This is a genomic window from Aeromonas sp. Y293-4, assembly GCF_027705905.1.
GTDB classification, from domain to species: Bacteria; Pseudomonadota; Gammaproteobacteria; order Enterobacterales; family Aeromonadaceae; genus Aeromonas; species Aeromonas veronii.
Map to the genome: position 1 here is coordinate 126,316 of NZ_JAPDCI010000009.1, position 16,018 is coordinate 142,333.

Sequence of the window (16,018 nt, forward strand, 5' to 3'; positions counted from 1 at the left end):
GTTAGTAGCTGTCTTCCTGCTCCGCCTTCATCCGGGCCTGACGGGCATAGGCCTCCTCCTCGGCGCTCTCAATCTCCTGCAGCACCGAATCGAGATCGATGGCGGCGCGGCTCTCTTCAAAGTGACCGGTCAGCTCGCTATCGGGGGTGAGTTTGCCATCTTCAAACAGCGCCCACATCTCCTGGGCATAACGGGTCTTGAGCAGCTCGGGGGCATACATGCCGTAGTAGTTGCGCATATTGTTGACGTCCCGCTCCAGCATTGCCTTGGCCTGGTTGTTGGCGGCGGCATCGACCACCTGCGGCAGATCGATGATCACGGGGCCCTGCTCATCCACCAGCACGTTGAACTCCGAGAGATCGCCGTGAATAAGACCGGCGCAGAGCATCCGCACCACATAGCGGATCACCTTGTGGTGATCGATGACTGCCTGCTCGGGGGTAAGCGCCACATCGTTGAGGCGCGGCGCGACATTGCCATCCTCATCGGTGATAAGTTCCATCAAGAGGACACCATCGAGGCAGACATAGGGCTGCGGCACCCGCACACCGGCCGCCGCCAGCTTGAACAGGGCGTCGACCTCGGTGTTCTGCCACACCTCTTCATGCTGTTTGCGGCCGTACTTGGAGCCTTTTTCCATGGCGCGAGCGCTGCGGCTGTTGCGCACCTTGCGCCCCTCCTGATAGACCACGGCCTGCTTGAAGCTGCGCTTGGACGCCTCTTTATAGACTTTGGCGCAGCGGATCTCGTCGCCGCAGCGCACCACATAGACGTCGGCCTCTTTGCCGCTCATCAACCGGCTGACGACCTCATCGACCAGGCCGTCATCAACCAGAGGTTGGATTCGATTTGGAATTTTCATGGCCGCCCTTTTACCCTATTTCCGCTCTCGAAGATAGCTCCGCGCACGCTCACCTGCTTCTCCCTTTCATAAGACACCCTGTTATCCCCTGTTTGCGCTGTTTTTGTCCACCCGTTCGCCTTAAAAACCACCAGCAGCAGACCAAATACGAAAGGCGCCTATGCCAACAAAAATGGCCCGCAAGCGGGCCAATTTTCAAGGTTCGGGCGGCAAGCCCTGACGAATGCGCTGGATCCCCGCTTCATAGAGGCCGTCATCCCCCTCCTGATGCTCCAGGGTTTCGAAGATCTTGAGAAACCACATGTACTGCTCGGGATGGCGCGCCACCTGCATCTCCACCACCCGGTTCATGGCGTTGACGTCTGCCAGCAGATCGGCAGTGGGATAAGGGTCAAACGGCGGCTCAATCTCCAGCAGATAGCACCCCTCATCCTCGTCATAGCTGGCGAAGATGGGCACGGCCCTGGCACCGGTCAGCTTCACCAGCTTGGGCAAGGCTGGCAGGGTTGCCTTGGGGCGGCCAAAGAAGGGAACAAACACGCTCGCCTCGCGGCCGTGATCCTGATCCGGCAGGTAGAAAAAACTGGCACCAGCGCGGATCGACTTGATCGCCGGTTTGATGCCGGCGCTGCGCTCATAGACCTTGCCTGCTTTGGCCCGCTCGCGGTTGATGTACCAGTCGAACACCTGATCTTTCGGGCTCTTCATCATGGTGCACATCTCGATGCCCATCATGGAGAAGTAGCGACCAATCATGTCAACCGCCCAAGTGTGAGGCACCACCAGGATCACCGGGCGGCCCGCGGCTTGCTCCGCTTGCACATGCTCCCAGCCGGTGACCTTGATGCGGCGGGTCAGCCGCGCCTTGCTGCGCCAGCTGAGCTCGCCAAAGCCCATAAAGGTCTTGAGCCCGACCCGGATCGATTTGAGCAGCAGCGCCTGCCGTGCGGCGGCATCCAGCTCGGGAAAGCAGATCTTGAGATTGGTATCGGCGATATAGGCCTGCTTTTTCGAAAAACGCAGCAGGGTTGGAGAGACCAGATCGGCAAAGCGATCCCTCAGTCTCGCGGGGGTAAATGCCAGCAGGGAGAGCAGGCCCAGCGCACACCAGCTGCCCCACCATTTGGGATGCAGCAGGCGGCTATGAAATGAGGTATCAAATACCGGATCTAACGCAGACATGGCGGCCATCAAGTCATCAAAAACAAACGGTTATTGTAGTTATCCTGACATTTTTTTCTACCCTGGGGAGGCTGGCCATCAGCCTGCAAGGCACTGATCAGACGAGTTATCATAAAAAATGGCCCACATGGGGCCATTTCAATCAATCCAAATTCTGGGTCAGCCGTGGGGCGACAATCCCTTGCGGATCCGGCGTATCCCCTCTTCGTAGAGGCCATCCAGCCCCTCCTGATCTTCACGGGTATCGAAGATCTTGAGGAACCACATGTATTGACCCGGATGGCGCATCAGCTGCTGTTGCACCATGTCGTTCATGCGACAGGTATCGGCCATCACATCCTCGGTGGGATAGTTGTCGAACGGTGCCTCAATCTCCAGCCGGTAGCAGTGGTTCTCTTCGTCATAGCAGGCGAGCAGCGGCACCGCCTTGGCGCCACTGACCTGCACCAGACGGGGCAAGGCAGGCAGGGTCGCTTTGGGATAGCCAAAGAAGGGGGCGAAGATGCTCTTCGCGCGGCCATGATCCTGATCCGGCAGATAGAAGAAGCTGCGACCGCTCTTGATGGTCCTGATCACCGCCTTGATCCCGGCGCTGCGCTCATAGACGCGGCAACCGTTCTTGGCCCGTGCACGGTTGAGGTGCCAGTCAAACACCGGATTGCGCGCCCGTTTCATCATGGTGCACATCGGCACCCCGCGCTGGGTGAAGCAGTAACCGGCGGCATCCACCGGCCAGGTATGGGGCACCACCAGGATCACCGGACGACCGGCAGCCCGCTCCGCCTCGATATGCTCCCAACCGCTCACCTGCATCCGGCTCATCAGATAACGCTGACTGCGCATGGTGAACTCGCCAAATCCCAACAGACTCTTGAGGCCGACCCGGATCGAGGTCAGTGCAATGGCATCCCGCTCTTCCGGGCTCTTGTCCGGGAAGCAGATCTCCAGATTGGTTCTGGCGATATAGATCTGTTTTTTCGAGATACGAAACACCAGCGGTGCCAAGGCTTCGGCCAAACGGTCGCGCAATCGCACCGGCACAAAGGCGAGCAACATCAGCACGCCGAGCGCCAGCCAGCTGAACCAGTAGCGGGGATGCAGAAAACGGGCTTCAAAAGAGGAGTCAAATACGGGATCTTGGGACGACATGTATTGGGGTCGAGCGAAAAAGTGGTGCTGCATTGTAGTCGTCCTGACAGGTAATACCAGTTAAATCCATGGCAAATAGCCCGCCACGGGCGCCACATCAAAAAACCATAAAAAAATGCCCCGCACTGCGGGGCATTTTGCTCGTTACACAACCAGGGTGGAGGCTCTTTGTCCATCCATCGTATGACTGGTCGTTTATCCCGTCGCTCTCGGAGCGCACTGCTTATCCATTTCCCGATGTCACATCTTCTTCAAGATTTAATGGTGAGCGCCCTGGCGGGCCATGCCGTTATTCATTTCGGTATCACGCTGCGGCAGAAAAAACATCAGGTAACGCAGTGCCACATACCCGACGATCACGGTAGCCACCCCCAGCTCGAAGTGGGCCAGCAGTCTGATCTGCTCGACGTAGTGACTGCCTTGCGCAAACCCTTCAACCAGATGGGCCACTTTGAACAGAGCGGTGGCACCGATCACCAGCGGGAAGGTGAAGGCGGCATAACCTGGCGAGAAGGGCAAACGCAGCAGTTTGATGAAGGCCAGATAGATGATACCGGTCATCAGGATGGCAATCCCCAACAGCACGGCCACCAGCAGCAGTGACGGCTCCTGGCTGACGGTCAGGTAACCAGCCAGAGAGAGGCTGGCAGGGGCCGCCAGAATGGCGATGGTCGGTTTGGCGGCATCCGGCACTTCATGGCTGAAGATCAGGCGATAGAGCATCAGCGGCAGCATCAGGCCGTAGCAGATGATCCCGAACCAGAGCAGACCGTTGGCCAGCGGGGCAAACTGACCACCCGGGAAGGCGACGTCAGCCACGATGATCCCCACTGGCGGCACGAACCAGCTCGGCACCATGTGGTGGATTTCAAACTCTTTGGCGCGATGCCAGATAAAGGTGGCCAGGAACAGCAGGTGAACCGCCACGGCAAACAGCCAGAGGGCCTCACCCGCTTGCGGCGCAATCATACCCAGCGCTTTGGAGACCACCATGGTGCCCATGGCATAGGTCGGAACCACACTGCCCACCACAGGGTGAGCGAGATCCTGCAACAGCAGGCGGGGGTGAAGCAGAAACTTGAAGGTCAGGATCACCAGCAGCACGGCCGCAATGGCAGCGCCCAGCAGTTGCATCCGGCCATCGAAGTGACCGGCATTTTCCCAACACCAACCAAGGCTAGCGATGCCCAGCGCCAGACCCGCCATTGGGGTTGGGGCGGCAGCCAGTGATTTACGGGTTCTTGCGATCATGATGACACCTTTCTATTGATGACGATGGCGATAGGATAATGGTCCCTTATCGTTTACGATATCTAAATGAATTAAATCAATCATTCAGGAAAACCAAACACGATGAAACTGACCCTGCAGCAGCTGAAAGTGTTCGCCACCATTGCCCGTTATGGAAACCTTGGCCTTGCCGCCAACGAGCTCTGCCTGAGCAAGGGGGCCGTCTCCCAGTCGCTGCAGGAGCTGGAGCGCCAGCTCTCCACCCCGTTGTTTGACCGCATTCACCCCAGATTACAGCTCAACAATGAGGGGCGCCTGCTGCAACCGGCCGCCGAAGAGCTGCTGACCCGGATGCAGGATATCGAGAACCTGTTCAGCCCCGATGCCGAACCGAGCGGCCAGCTGCGCCTTGGTGCCAGCCAGACCATCGGCAACTACCTGCTCCCCACCCTGCTCGCCAGCAGCAAACAGGAGTTGGGGCTCCCCCCCAAGGTGACCATCAACAACACTCACCTGCTCTGCCATGCGCTGGCCAACTTCGAGCTGGATATGGCACTGATCGAGGGGGAGAACCACCACCCCGACCTGCTCGCCGAACCCTGGCTGCAGGACGAGATGCTGGTGGTGGCCCCACCCGGTCACCCGCTTGCCAACAAGAAGGAACTCTCCCTCTCCCGACTGGGGGGCGAAACCTGGGTATTGCGTGAAGCGCAATCGGGCAGCCGCGAGCAGTTTATCCAGCAGATCCAGCCCGAGCTGCCCCGCTGGCAACCAGGGCTTGAACTCAACACCCTGGAGGCGGTGATGCTGGCGGTGGAGAAGGGGCTTGGCATCTCCTTTATCTCCCGGCTGGCAGCCTCGGATCGCCTGGCAGATGGGCGGCTGATCGCCCTGCCACTCTCCCGCCGCTTCCCGCGCCAGCTCTCCCTTATCTGGCACAAGCAGAAGTACCACTCCACCTCCCTGCGCCACTTTATCCACTTCTGCCGGACTCAGGTGAAGGATGCCGAGGTGAGCCGCGCAGAGTAACGCGCGCTCGGAGCGCCGCTGGCACGCCCGCCCGCCAATGACGGAAAAAGCAGAGAGGGAGCCACGGCTCCCTCTCTTTGATTCGCATGTTCGGTATCACTGCGCCAGACTGCGCAACCAGCTGATCTCCTCGCCCCAGATGGACTCGTCAATGGTCTCGAGGATCAGCGGAATGCGATCGAAGCGATCATCATTCATGATGTGGTGGAATACAGCCTCCCCCAGATTGCCCTCCCGCAAGCTGTGGTGGCGATCGACCCGGCTACCGAAGGTACACTTGGCGCCGTTGATATGCATCCCCTTGAGATAGTGAAAACCCACCGTGCGGTCGAACTCGGCAAAGACGGCAGCGCAGCTCTCGGCAGTGCGCAGATCGTAGCCAGCGGCAAAGGCGTGGCAAGTATCGAAACAGATCCCGACCCGGCTCTTGTCCTCCACCCCCTCGATGATGGTGGCTAGGTGCTCGAACGACCAGCCGAGGTTGGTCCCCTGCCCGGCGGTATTCTCGATTACCGCCGTCACCCCTTCACTACGCTCCAACGCCCAGTTGATGGACTCGCTCACCAGCTTGAGGCTGGCCAATTCGGGAATTTGCTTGAGATGGCTACCGGGGTGGAAGTTCAGATAACAGAGCCCCAGTTGCTCGCAACGCTTCATCTCGTCGAGAAACGCATCGCGGGATTTGGCCAGACCATCGGGATCCGGGTGGCCCAGATTGATGAGATAGCTGTCGTGAGGCAGGATCTGCTCCGGCAGAAAACCGGCCTTGTCACAAGCCGCCTTGAAGGCACGGATGGTGGCATCCGACAAGGGGGCAGCCTGCCACTGACGTTGATTCTTGGTAAAGAGGGCAAACGCGTTGGCCCCGATGGCCTGGGCGCGGGCAATAGTATTCTCCACCCCGCCGGCCGCACTGACGTGGGCTCCAATATATTTCATACAATCTCCTCAATACGGCAAGCCGCCATTATGCCGCTCCCGCCCGGCCACGCCAAACCGGGATATCCGATAGCGGGTATCGACAAATAGCGCCACCTTGGCGAATCGAAGCACTGCGTTTCATGGCGTAATCGGCCTGCACTGTAGCAACCGCTCCGCAGAAGGGATAGTTAGAGCCCGTCCACGCCAGCATGGCTGCCCATAAAAAACGCAGCGTATCGCCTGAGCAATAACGCTGCGTCTTTGGGTCTCTCGGCCGTTTCCCTTGCCGTGGCCCGAATGGCTAGCTAGCGACAAGGGAGCAAGAATGCGCGGGGAGAGTCGCCTTAGAAGGGCATTTTAAAACCCGGCGGCAGTTGCATGCCACCGGTCAGCTCGCCCATCTTGGCCTTGTTCTGCTCTTCCACACGACGCACGGCATCGTTGCAAGCGGCGGCGACCAGATCTTCCAGCAGCTCCTTGTCATCTTCCATCAGGGAGGGGTCGATCTCGATGCGACGGACGCTGTGGCTACCAGTCATGGTGACCTTGACCATGCCAGCACCGGCTTCACCGGTCACTTCCATCTGAGCCAGCTGCTCCTGCGCCTTCTGCATACGCTCTTGCATCTGTTGGGCCTGTTTCATCAGGTTCCCCATTCCACCTTTACCAAACATATGTCGTCTCTCGTCTTGAAATCCGGCATCCAGCGCCGGGCTGTGGGCTTGTCTGTCCTAGATGGGGACAGCCAAACTGCTTTTCAACCGGAAGCAAGCTCCCGGCCACGGAATTTAGCGGTTGAGTGGCTCGATGCTCTCGTGATGAAGCACGGCACCAAACCGCTGAACTAAAAACTGTACGTTGGGATCCTGCTCCAGATCCCGGGTCACCTGCTCGCGCACCCCGAGATAAAGGCGGTGCTCGATCTCGAGGGGGGTCTCCTGGTCAGGCACCACACCGAGCGTTACCTCGACCTGCACCGGTTGTCCCAGCGCTGGCCCAATGATCTCGGCCAGATCGGCGCGCGCCTTGTCGCTCACCAGATGGCGCTGCTCGGGCTTGAGGGTTAGCAGCACCTTGTCCCCTTCCCGCGTCATCACCGAGTTGATGGCCAGCTGGCGCAGCCGACCACCCACCTGAGTGTGGGCAATCAACTCGGCCCAAGGGTCGCCGCAACCATTGAGCAGCGAGGAGGGGATAAGGCGAGTCGCCTCTCCCTCTTGCGGCTCGCTGTCGCTCTCGAGCTCATCCCAGTCGATGGTCTCCATCACAGGCTGAGGGGGTTCGCTCTGCGTCACGGGTGCAGCAGCCACCGCCGTGGTGGCAACGGGTGGCAGGGTCGCAGGTGCTGGCGTCACCGCAGGCGCCGCAGCGCTGCGCTCGCCGGGTCGATAGCTCGGCTGCCCGTCGAGATCCCAGGGTGGCAGATCGGTTGGCTGGGCCGGTGCCGTGACAGGGGCGTGGCTCATCACCTGAGTCTGCCCGGCAAAGCCCTGATTGAGGTACTCCTCGTATTCCCCGTTGTCACCCTGCGGCTCGTAACTATCGCCATAGAGATCCACTGGCGGCAGATCATCATAGTGACCCATCGCCGCCATCCCCTGCCCGGCCGGTTGGCTGACAGAGACAGGCTGTTGCGCGACGGCCGGTGCAGTAGCGAGCGCAACAGGGCGAGCTGGCGCAACTGGTACTGCGCGCGGCGCAGGCGCCGCCGGGGCATCCTGACCTCGCTGGCGGCTGCGCAGCATATTTCGCTTGCCAAGCAGACTCTGCATGCTCGATACCGCTGATACCTGTTCAGCAGCGGCAACAGGCGTTGCTGTCGCTGCGAGCGCGGGCTCGAAGGGGGCGGTCAGCGGCTCGCCACGGGAATAGTCGGTATCGGCTGCGGCAGAAGCTTGTTCATCAGCATCTGCGGGCTGTGCAGCTGAGTGCGCAGACACATCGGGCTGCGCATGGGGCAACTCGGGCTCGGGTTGATACCCCATGCCCGCAGCTTCACGCAGCAACTCATCCTGCTGACTAAACAGCTCGGCGGCTTGCGCATCCTCCTCGCTGTCGGCGGGGTTGCCGATGTCATCCGTCATCGCAGGCAGGGAGACATCAACCGCGGGCACTGCACTGGTAGCAACAGGCGTGCTGGCAACAGGGCTGGCTAGCGGTGCAGGCACGGCGCCGCTGATCGGTGCCACTGCGGCCGATTCAGCGGCCGGGCGCTTTCCCGGCAAAGAGGCAACCGAAGTAGCGCAGCTCGCCGCACTGCTCGTCATTGACGGGGGCAACGCAGTGAGGCTGGCCGGATGCAGGGCATCGCGCCTTGGGGAGAAGGCGAGCATCCGCAGGCAGGTCATCTCCAGCGCGGTGCGGCCATCGGGGGCCCAGGGAAGATCTTTACGGCCACCCAGCACGATCTGGTAGCAGAGCTGCACCTCTTCCGGGCTCATCGCCTTGGCCAGTTGCAGCAGGGAATCAGCATCCGCCCCCTGCTCCTGCACGCTGGCAGGCAGCAGCTGCGCCATGGCGATACGATGGAGCAAGCCTTCCAGCTCGGCGTGGAGCTGATCAAAATCGGGGCCCAGGGTGGCGATCTCGGTGATCTTGGCCATGGTCGCGGGGGCATCTTGCCGCAAAATGGCTTCCAGCAGCTGGTGCAGATGGCGGTGATCGAGCGTGCCCAGCATCGCCAGCACGCTCTCGAGGCGCACGCTGCCGTTACCGTGGGCCAGCGCCTGATCGGTCAGGCTCAGGGCATCTCGCATACTGCCGTCGGCGGCTTTGGCCAGGGCCAGCAGGGCGCGCGGTTCGAAGGGCTGCCCCTCCTGATCCAGCACCCATTCGAGCTGCTTGGCGATCTGGGTCTGATCCAGACTCTTCAGATGAAACTGCAGGCAGCGCGAGAGAATGGTAATGGGCAGCTTCTGCGGATCCGTGGTAGCCAGCAGAAACTTCACATAGGGGGGGGGCTCTTCCAGGGTTTTCAGCAACGCGTTGAAGCTGTGGCGCGACAACATGTGCACTTCATCGATGAGGTAGACCTTGAAGCGGCCGCGGGCCGGACGGTACTGCACGTTGTCGAGCAGCTCGCGGGTATCTTCCACCTTGGTTCGCGACGCCGCGTCAATCTCCAGCAGGTCGACAAAGTTGCCCTGATCGATCTCGCGGCAGGTATCGCAGACACCGCATGGGTGGCTGCTGATCCCCTGCTCGCAGTTGAGGCTCTTGGCCAGAATACGGGCGATGGTGGTTTTGCCGACCCCGCGGGTACCGCTCAGCAGATAGGCGTGATGCAGCCGTCCCTGATCCAGGGCGTTGGTCAAGGCGGTCAGCACATGTTGCTGGCCTACCACTTGTTCAAACGTATGGGGGCGCCATTTACGCGCCAGAACCTGATAGCTCATAAATCCATCATGCAGGGAAGACAGGGCATTGGGGCCGGATGCTAACACAAATGGCGGGCTGGCTGTATCGGCTATCGGTGAGAGCGGGAGGGATCGCTTGATTTTCAAACCGATGCCCGCAAGGGCATCGGTTCAATGCAGGCCCGATGCAGAGGATCGGGCCGAAGAGGCATTACTCGCCGGCCAGCTCGACCAGTGAGACCACCTTGATGCCAGCGGCAGTCAGGCGGGCATCGCCACCCAGAGACGGCAGGGAGATGATGAAGGCCGCATCGGCCACTTCACCACCGGCACGGCGGATCAGCTTGACGGTCGCATCGACGGTACCACCGGTCGCCAGCAGATCGTCCACGACCAGCACCTTGTCACCGGGCACGATGGCATCGGTGTGCAGTTGCAGGGTGTCGGTGCCGTACTCGAGGGCATAGGACTCCTCGATCACTTCGCGCGGCAGCTTGCCCGGCTTGCGGACCGGCACGAAGCCCAGCCCCATGGCATAGGCAACCGGCGCGCCAAAGATGAAGCCGCGAGCTTCGGTGCCAACAATCTTGGTGATCCCTTGATCACGATAATGATTGGCCAGTAGATCGATGGTGGCCTTGAAGGCCTCGGCGTTCTCAATCAGGCTGGTAATGTCACGAAACAGAATGCCCGGCTTCGGATAGTCGGGAATGGTCTTGATGCTTGCTTCGATAAATTTCAGGGTTTCCGGATTCATGTGTTGACCGCTTATTTTTTTGACCCAGGGGTGGCCATTTTTTCTCAATTCCCTTCTGCGGGAAATAAAAAAGCCTGTCACGCAAAAATGACAGGCCGACTCCATAGCATTATTGCTGAAATAGCTTAGGGACTTCACTTCGCCATTGCAACTGGCTCCAGCACTGGCAGACGCATTAACCAGGTGAGCAGGATCACCATTATGACAACCAGCAGCCCCTTGACCCACAGCAGTGGCACCACCGCCAGCGACACCGAAAAGGTGAGCAAAATGAAGATAATGGCGCGCCGTCTGGCCTGACGACGAATACCGCGATACTGCTGCCAATCCACGATGGGCGGGCCAAACCAGGGATGGGTCAGCAACCAGCGATGAAAACGGGGCGACGAGCGGGCAAACAGGGCGGCAGCCAGCAACATGAAGGGGGTAGTCGGCAACAGCGGCAGCACAATGCCTACGATACCGGTGGCAAATGCCAGCCACCCGAGCGCCATCAGACACCAACGCTTCATTCCTTCTCCTTGCGTGATTTATCTCCCTCTAGCCTAACAGAGTTTGAGCGGGTGCTGACAGCGGGCCGCAACCCCACTACAATCTGCGCTCTTTTTTCTTGCCACTCTCGTCGGAAAGCCGTTATGCGCGTTATTTTGGCCCCCATGCAGGGGGTACTGGATCACCTGATGCGGGAGGTTCTCACCTCCGTCAATGATTACGATCTCTGCGTGAGCGAGTTTATCCGGGTCGTCGATCAGCTGCTACCCGCCAAGGTGTTCTACCGCCTCTGCCCTGAACTGCTACAAGATGGCAAAACCCGCGCAGGCACCCCGGTGCGAGTACAACTGCTGGGGCAACACCCCGAGTGGCTGGCCGAGAACGCCGTGCGCGCCATCGAGCTGGGCTCCCCCGGCGTCGATCTCAACTTCGGCTGTCCCGCCCCTACGGTCAACAAGAGCAAAGGCGGTGCGGTGCTGCTCAAAGAGCCCGAAACCATCTACCGCATCGTCAAGGCGGTGCGCGAGGCAGTGCCCGCCCATCTGCCGGTGAGCGCAAAAATTCGTCTCGGTTACGATGACAAGGAGCTCTATCTGGAGAACGCTCAGGCGGTCCTCCAGGGGGGCGCCAACGAGCTGGCCGTTCATGCCCGCACCAAGCGCGAAGGGTACAAGGCCCCCGCCCACTGGGAATATGTGGACGCCATTCGCCGCGCCCTGCCCATCCCCGTCACTGCCAACGGCGAGATTTGGGATCATAAAGATGCCCTCACCTGCGCCAGAGTCTCGGGTTGCGATGCCCTGATGGTCGGGCGCGGCGCCATCTCCCTGCCCAATCTGGCCAACGTGATGAAAACCGGCTGCCCGCACATGAGCTGGGCCGAGGTGCTGCAGTTGATGGTGAGCTATACCGAGCAGGATCTGGCCAGCGAAAAAGCCGACTACTACCCCAGTCGCATCAAACAGTGGTTCAGCTATCTCAAGCGGGAATATCCCGAAGCGGACCTGCTGTTTCAGGAGATCCGGGTACTCAAAGAGACGGATCCCATCCGCGATGCCCTGCTGCAAGCAGCCAAAAGCCACGGCTAACCACGTTTAACTTGACGCATATCATCTTGATAGAGTTATCGGATCCCTATACTGCCCCGAATATGTCGTCTGTCCTGTGGGGGATAATGTGTGTGAAATGACGCAAGCACAGTTGACTGTCTGGCGTAATCGCCTGCTGTCAGACTGGGCCCAAGTACGAGAAACGCTGATCGGTCAGCTCAAAGCCTGCCGCCGTGACGAGTGGGCCGAACAGGTCGGTCACTGCGAGCAGGATCAACTGGTGGAACTGACCAGCCGGCTGGATCTGCCGAAGGTAGAGCAGAGCGTGGCCCGCCTCAAGCGGATCGACGCGGCACTCTGCCAGATGGATCTCGGCCTCTATGGCCTCTGCTCCGATTGTGAAGAGCCGCTTTCCATCGAACAGCTGGAACAGGATCCGACCCTGCAACGCTGCCCGCGCTGTGAAACCCGTTATCGCAAGGGATTCCACGCCCACGAACTGTGAGGGATGCACATCTGTGCATCCGCTCAACCCTCAGCACTGGTTACTCCGTCGTTCCTGTCCAATACTCACCGTATCAGCCTGTTCGAGGGTATGCGTTGTGTACAGACTCTTGTTGTTATGGTGTTTGTGTTGCCAGGCTACGGCACAGGAGTCATTGGTCGTGGGCTGGGTCGACTGGCAGCCCTTCAGTTATCGCAATGAACAGCAACAGCTCCGGGGACTGGATGTGGAGCTGCTCAACGCCATCTTCCTGCGGGCCGGTTATCGGGCCAAATTCAATGAAATGCCCTGGGCTCGCGTGCTGCACGAGCTGAAATTCGGCACGGTTCAGCTGACCATGTCAGCCAATATCACCGCCGAGCGGCAGCAATATGCCCGCTTCAGCCACCCCTATCGGGAAGAGGAGACGGCCATCATTATCCGTCGGCAAGATGCCGAACGCTGGCGCGGGATCACCACCCTGGAGCAGTTGATCAACACCCCCGACTTCCATATCGGGGTGCTCAAGGGCTTTGATTACGGCAATACCTTCCGCCAGTTGATGGCAAGGCCCGAGCTGCAGCCTCGCTTGCAGATACGCCTGCGGCTGGATCAGCTGCTGAAGATGTTGCAAGGGGGTCGGATCCAGGGGTTTATTCTGGATCCTCACGGACTGTAGGGGTGGCAGGATAAGGATGAAACGCAGGATCAGCTGCATACCCTGCTGCGTATCGAAGTCACGCCGGTTCACCTGATGCTGAGCAAAGAGAGCACTACTGAGGCGCAACTGCAGCGGATCAATCAGGCTATCGATCAATTGAAACAGAGTCCCGACTATCAGCAGATCCTCGATCGCTATCAGTTCAGATCCCTGCATTCACAGGAAAATACTCATAAGTAAGGGGAGCATCAGCTCCCCTTACTGTCTCAAGCAAACTCAATCCTGTCTCAAACAACCCTGGTTGCAACTTGCCAGGACGTTTTGGTCACCGATAACGTGATGGTTAAGCCTGGCTATCAGCGTCCCAGTACAATGTCGGCAAGGTGGGCGAAGTGGTGGATTTCGTGGGTGGCATCGCACTCGCCCGCTTGCCACGCCGGGTTGTACCAGCAGGTTGCCAGCCCCTGCGCCGCCGCCCCGGCAATATCGGTTTTCGGATTATCCCCCACCATCAGCACCCGCGCAGGATCCGGCTGCCCCATCAAGGAAAGAGTGTGCTGGAAAATGGCTGGCGCCGGCTTGGTCACCCGGATCTCGTCGGAGATCACCAGCGGCTCGAACCACTCGCTCCAGCCCAGTTTGCCGAGCCGCCCCCGCTGAGGCACGCTGAAACCATTGGTGATGATCCCCATCCGCACCTTGCTGCGCAGCTGCTGCAGGGTCTCGACCACCCCTTCGAGAGGCATGCTAAGGGCAATGATTTGCTCCAGAAAGGTGTTGTTCATCGCCATGGGATCGGCGGCAACCTGCTGGGCAAAGAGGGAGAAGCGGGTCTGCTGCAACGCCGTTGCATCGATCTCGCCGTCGTTGTACTGCTGCCAGAGCCCGTGGTTGAGGGCGTGGTACTGCGCCATGCTGGCGTCATCAGCCTGTACGCCATAGATCTGCAGGGTGTGCGTCAGCGCAGAGGCGACCGGAAAATCGAGCAGGGTTTCATCCAAATCGAACAGCACCCAGTCATAGCTTGGTTGTTTCACATAACTCCTTGTTATCATTCAGATTATTCAGAGGCTTGGCGACCAACTCTGCCAAGCGGGCTGGCCAGCAGATCCAGCGTGAGACGCACGCCAAAGCCGGTCACTTCGCTGGAGACCACCCCATTGCCCCCCTTGTTGCGAAAACCGCTAAGGTCGAAGTGCAGCCAGGGGGTCTGCTCGGGCACGAAGTGGGCGAGGAAACGGGCCGCATCAATGTGATCCGGCGAACTGCCCGGTGCACACTGCAACAAATCGGCCCACTCGCTCTCGATGTTGTCGTCGTAATCGTCATCAAGCGGGAAGGGCCAGATCCGCTCACCGCTGCGCTGACCCAGATTGACCAGTGATGCCATCCATTCGCTGCGATTGGTAAAGACACCGCTGTAGCGGCTACCCAGCGCCCGTTTGCAGGCCCCAGTCAGGGTCGCATAATCGAGCAGCAGATCCGGAGTATCCTGCACCGCCATCGCCAGGGTGTCGGCCAATACCATTCGCCCTTCGGCATCGGTATCGACCACCTCGATGGAGGTGCCAGTGATGGCAGTCACCACCTCACCGGGGCGATAGGCGTGAGGGCCGATATGGTTCTCGGCAATGGCCAGCCAGCAGTGTACCTCGTAGGGTAGCTGAGCTCGGCTGATGGCGTAGAGGGCCCCCAGCGCCACCGCGCTGCCCCCCATGTCCAGATGCATGCCATACATGCTGCCAGAGACCTTGAGGTTGTAACCGCCGGAGTCGTGACAAATTCCCTTGCCCACCAGTGCAATGCGGCGCACCGGCTTGGGCGGGTAGTAGCTGAGCTTGACCATGGCTCCCTGATTGTCTTCCGAACCACGAGCAACGGCCAGAAACGCCCCCGCCCCCAGCTCGGCCAGCTGTGCCTGATCATAGTGATGGCACTGCCACCCCTCATCTTGCGCCAGCTTGCTGACAAACTCGCGATAGCTGGCGGCCGTCAACTCGGAGGCAGGCAACACCGCCAGATGGCGAGCCAGCCCGTTGCCCCCCGCTTCGCTGTAGAGGCGCGCCAAGTCCAGCACCACCACGGGTGAAACCTTGATTTGCTGATAGCTCCAGCTGCTTTCACTGCGGCGCTTGCTGGTGGGCAACGAAATATTGGCGGCAAGCAGGGCTGACAACATCACTTCGGCCAGCATCACTCGCTCGGAGGGAGAAAAACCTTCCAGATGCAGCCCGAGCCGCTCCACATTGAGCCCAGAAAGAGGAGCAATCCAGCCTCTGATCTGTTTATAGAGGCGGTGATCCCGCGTCACACTGCCGGCCACAAACATCACCTGCAACAGGGTATTGCCATGCATCAGGGTAAAGGGCGCTTTTTTCCCCAGCGCAAGCTGGGTCTGGAGACCCGCAAGGGCGGGGAGCGAAAGCAAGGACTCCTTCTGCTCTTCGGCGATCAGCAGCAGTTGCAACGGCAGCCCTTGGGCAAGGGCTTCGGCCAGCGTGGCATCCCGGCTTTCAATAGCAGGAGGAAGATAGGTGAAGGGAGTGATCACAGGCGCGTGCCTCATCCATGAAGAGATACCTGATGATACCCAACAAATGGTTGATACGACCAGTTTTGGTCTTGAAAAAGCGTCAGAAATAGCAGCAATCACCAGATGGTGACGAGCATCAAGAAGGATTGTTCAATCATTGGCAATGCAGGAAGGGAACGTACAGAAAGTTGGTTGCGGGGGCCGGATTTGAACCGACGACCTTCGGGTTATGAGCCCGACGAGCTACCGAGCTGCTCCACCCCGCGTCCGAATTGTCACCCTCAAGCCGAGCAGTAGCTTGGTGGCGTTTGTC

General features: G+C 59.7%; 14 protein-coding genes, 1 tRNA gene and 1 pseudogene. 4 read left to right on the plus strand and 12 right to left on the minus strand.

What is annotated here, in order from left to right:
* Nucleotide 1: 1 nt before the first annotated feature.
* From OKC31_RS12175 to OKC31_RS12190, 4 genes are all read right to left on the minus strand, one after another.
* A complete protein-coding gene (locus OKC31_RS12175; protein WP_019445814.1) occupies nt 2-862 on the minus strand; it encodes a PA4780 family RIO1-like protein kinase in 861 nt (286 codons plus the stop codon).
* A 195-nt stretch (nt 863-1,057) separates the two neighbouring features.
* Nucleotides 1,058-2,053, minus strand: coding sequence for an LpxL/LpxP family acyltransferase (locus OKC31_RS12180; protein WP_162517379.1), 996 nt, complete (start codon nt 2,051-2,053; stop codon nt 1,058-1,060).
* A gap of 150 nt (nt 2,054-2,203) precedes the next feature.
* Nucleotides 2,204-3,193 carry a lauroyl-Kdo(2)-lipid IV(A) myristoyltransferase gene (lpxM, locus tag OKC31_RS12185; protein WP_247822709.1) on the minus strand — a complete coding sequence of 330 codons (990 nt, stop codon included), beginning with the start codon at nt 3,191-3,193 and terminating at the stop codon, nt 2,204-2,206.
* Nucleotides 3,194-3,451: 258 nt separating this feature from the next.
* Entirely contained in the window at nt 3,452-4,444 is a 993-nt protein-coding gene (locus OKC31_RS12190) for a TDT family transporter (RefSeq protein WP_247822708.1), read from the minus strand.
* A 102-nt stretch (nt 4,445-4,546) separates the two neighbouring features.
* Here OKC31_RS12190 and OKC31_RS12195 point away from each other — a divergent pair, with 102 nt between their 5' ends.
* Nucleotides 4,547-5,452, plus strand: coding sequence for a LysR substrate-binding domain-containing protein (locus OKC31_RS12195; protein WP_202005602.1), 906 nt, complete (start codon nt 4,547-4,549; stop codon nt 5,450-5,452).
* A gap of 96 nt (nt 5,453-5,548) precedes the next feature.
* On the opposite strand, the gene nfo is transcribed toward OKC31_RS12195, so the two are convergent.
* From nfo to OKC31_RS12220, 5 genes are all read right to left on the minus strand, one after another.
* A complete protein-coding gene (gene nfo / locus OKC31_RS12200; protein ID WP_139471831.1) occupies nt 5,549-6,391 on the minus strand; it encodes a deoxyribonuclease IV in 843 nt (280 codons plus the stop codon).
* A gap of 326 nt (nt 6,392-6,717) precedes the next feature.
* Entirely contained in the window at nt 6,718-7,047 is a 330-nt protein-coding gene (locus OKC31_RS12205; RefSeq protein WP_005333445.1) for a YbaB/EbfC family nucleoid-associated protein, read from the minus strand.
* 114 nt (nt 7,048-7,161) lie between these two features.
* Nucleotides 7,162-9,768: a DNA polymerase III subunit gamma/tau gene (gene dnaX / locus OKC31_RS12210; protein ID WP_270657026.1), complete on the minus strand. Its 2,607-nt coding sequence runs from the start codon at nt 9,766-9,768 to the stop codon at nt 7,162-7,164.
* 172 nt (nt 9,769-9,940) lie between these two features.
* Nucleotides 9,941-10,486, minus strand: coding sequence for an adenine phosphoribosyltransferase (gene apt, locus OKC31_RS12215; RefSeq protein ID WP_005352403.1), 546 nt, complete (start codon nt 10,484-10,486; stop codon nt 9,941-9,943).
* 134 nt (nt 10,487-10,620) lie between these two features.
* Nucleotides 10,621-10,998, minus strand: a complete 378-nt coding sequence (locus OKC31_RS12220; protein ID WP_019445809.1) for a YbaN family protein — start codon at nt 10,996-10,998, stop codon at nt 10,621-10,623.
* A 123-nt stretch (nt 10,999-11,121) separates the two neighbouring features.
* On the opposite strand from OKC31_RS12220, the gene dusC reads away from it, so the two are divergent.
* The 3 genes and pseudogenes from dusC (at nt 11,122) to OKC31_RS12235 (ending at nt 13,412) form a co-directional block, all read left to right on the plus strand.
* On the plus strand, nt 11,122-12,066 hold the full coding sequence (dusC, locus tag OKC31_RS12225) for a tRNA dihydrouridine(16) synthase DusC (protein ID WP_270657027.1): 945 nt from the start codon (nt 11,122-11,124) through the stop codon (nt 12,064-12,066).
* Between the two features lie 97 nt (nt 12,067-12,163).
* Nucleotides 12,164-12,532 carry a TraR/DksA family transcriptional regulator gene (locus tag OKC31_RS12230; protein WP_005333451.1) on the plus strand — a complete coding sequence of 123 codons (369 nt, stop codon included), beginning with the start codon at nt 12,164-12,166 and terminating at the stop codon, nt 12,530-12,532.
* 160 nt (nt 12,533-12,692) lie between these two features.
* A pseudogene (locus OKC31_RS12235) lies at nt 12,693-13,412 on the plus strand (substrate-binding periplasmic protein).
* A gap of 116 nt (nt 13,413-13,528) precedes the next feature.
* Here OKC31_RS12235 and yjjG read toward each other — a convergent pair.
* From yjjG to OKC31_RS12250, 3 genes are all read right to left on the minus strand, one after another.
* Entirely contained in the window at nt 13,529-14,209 is a 681-nt protein-coding gene (gene yjjG, locus OKC31_RS12240; protein WP_270657030.1) for a pyrimidine 5'-nucleotidase, read from the minus strand.
* Nucleotides 14,210-14,232: 23 nt separating this feature from the next.
* Nucleotides 14,233-15,723, minus strand: a complete 1,491-nt coding sequence (locus tag OKC31_RS12245; RefSeq protein ID WP_270657044.1) for a M17 family metallopeptidase — start codon at nt 15,721-15,723, stop codon at nt 14,233-14,235.
* A gap of 171 nt (nt 15,724-15,894) precedes the next feature.
* Nucleotides 15,895-15,971: transfer RNA gene (locus OKC31_RS12250), tRNA-Met, on the minus strand.
* Nucleotides 15,972-16,018 lie beyond the last annotated feature (47 nt).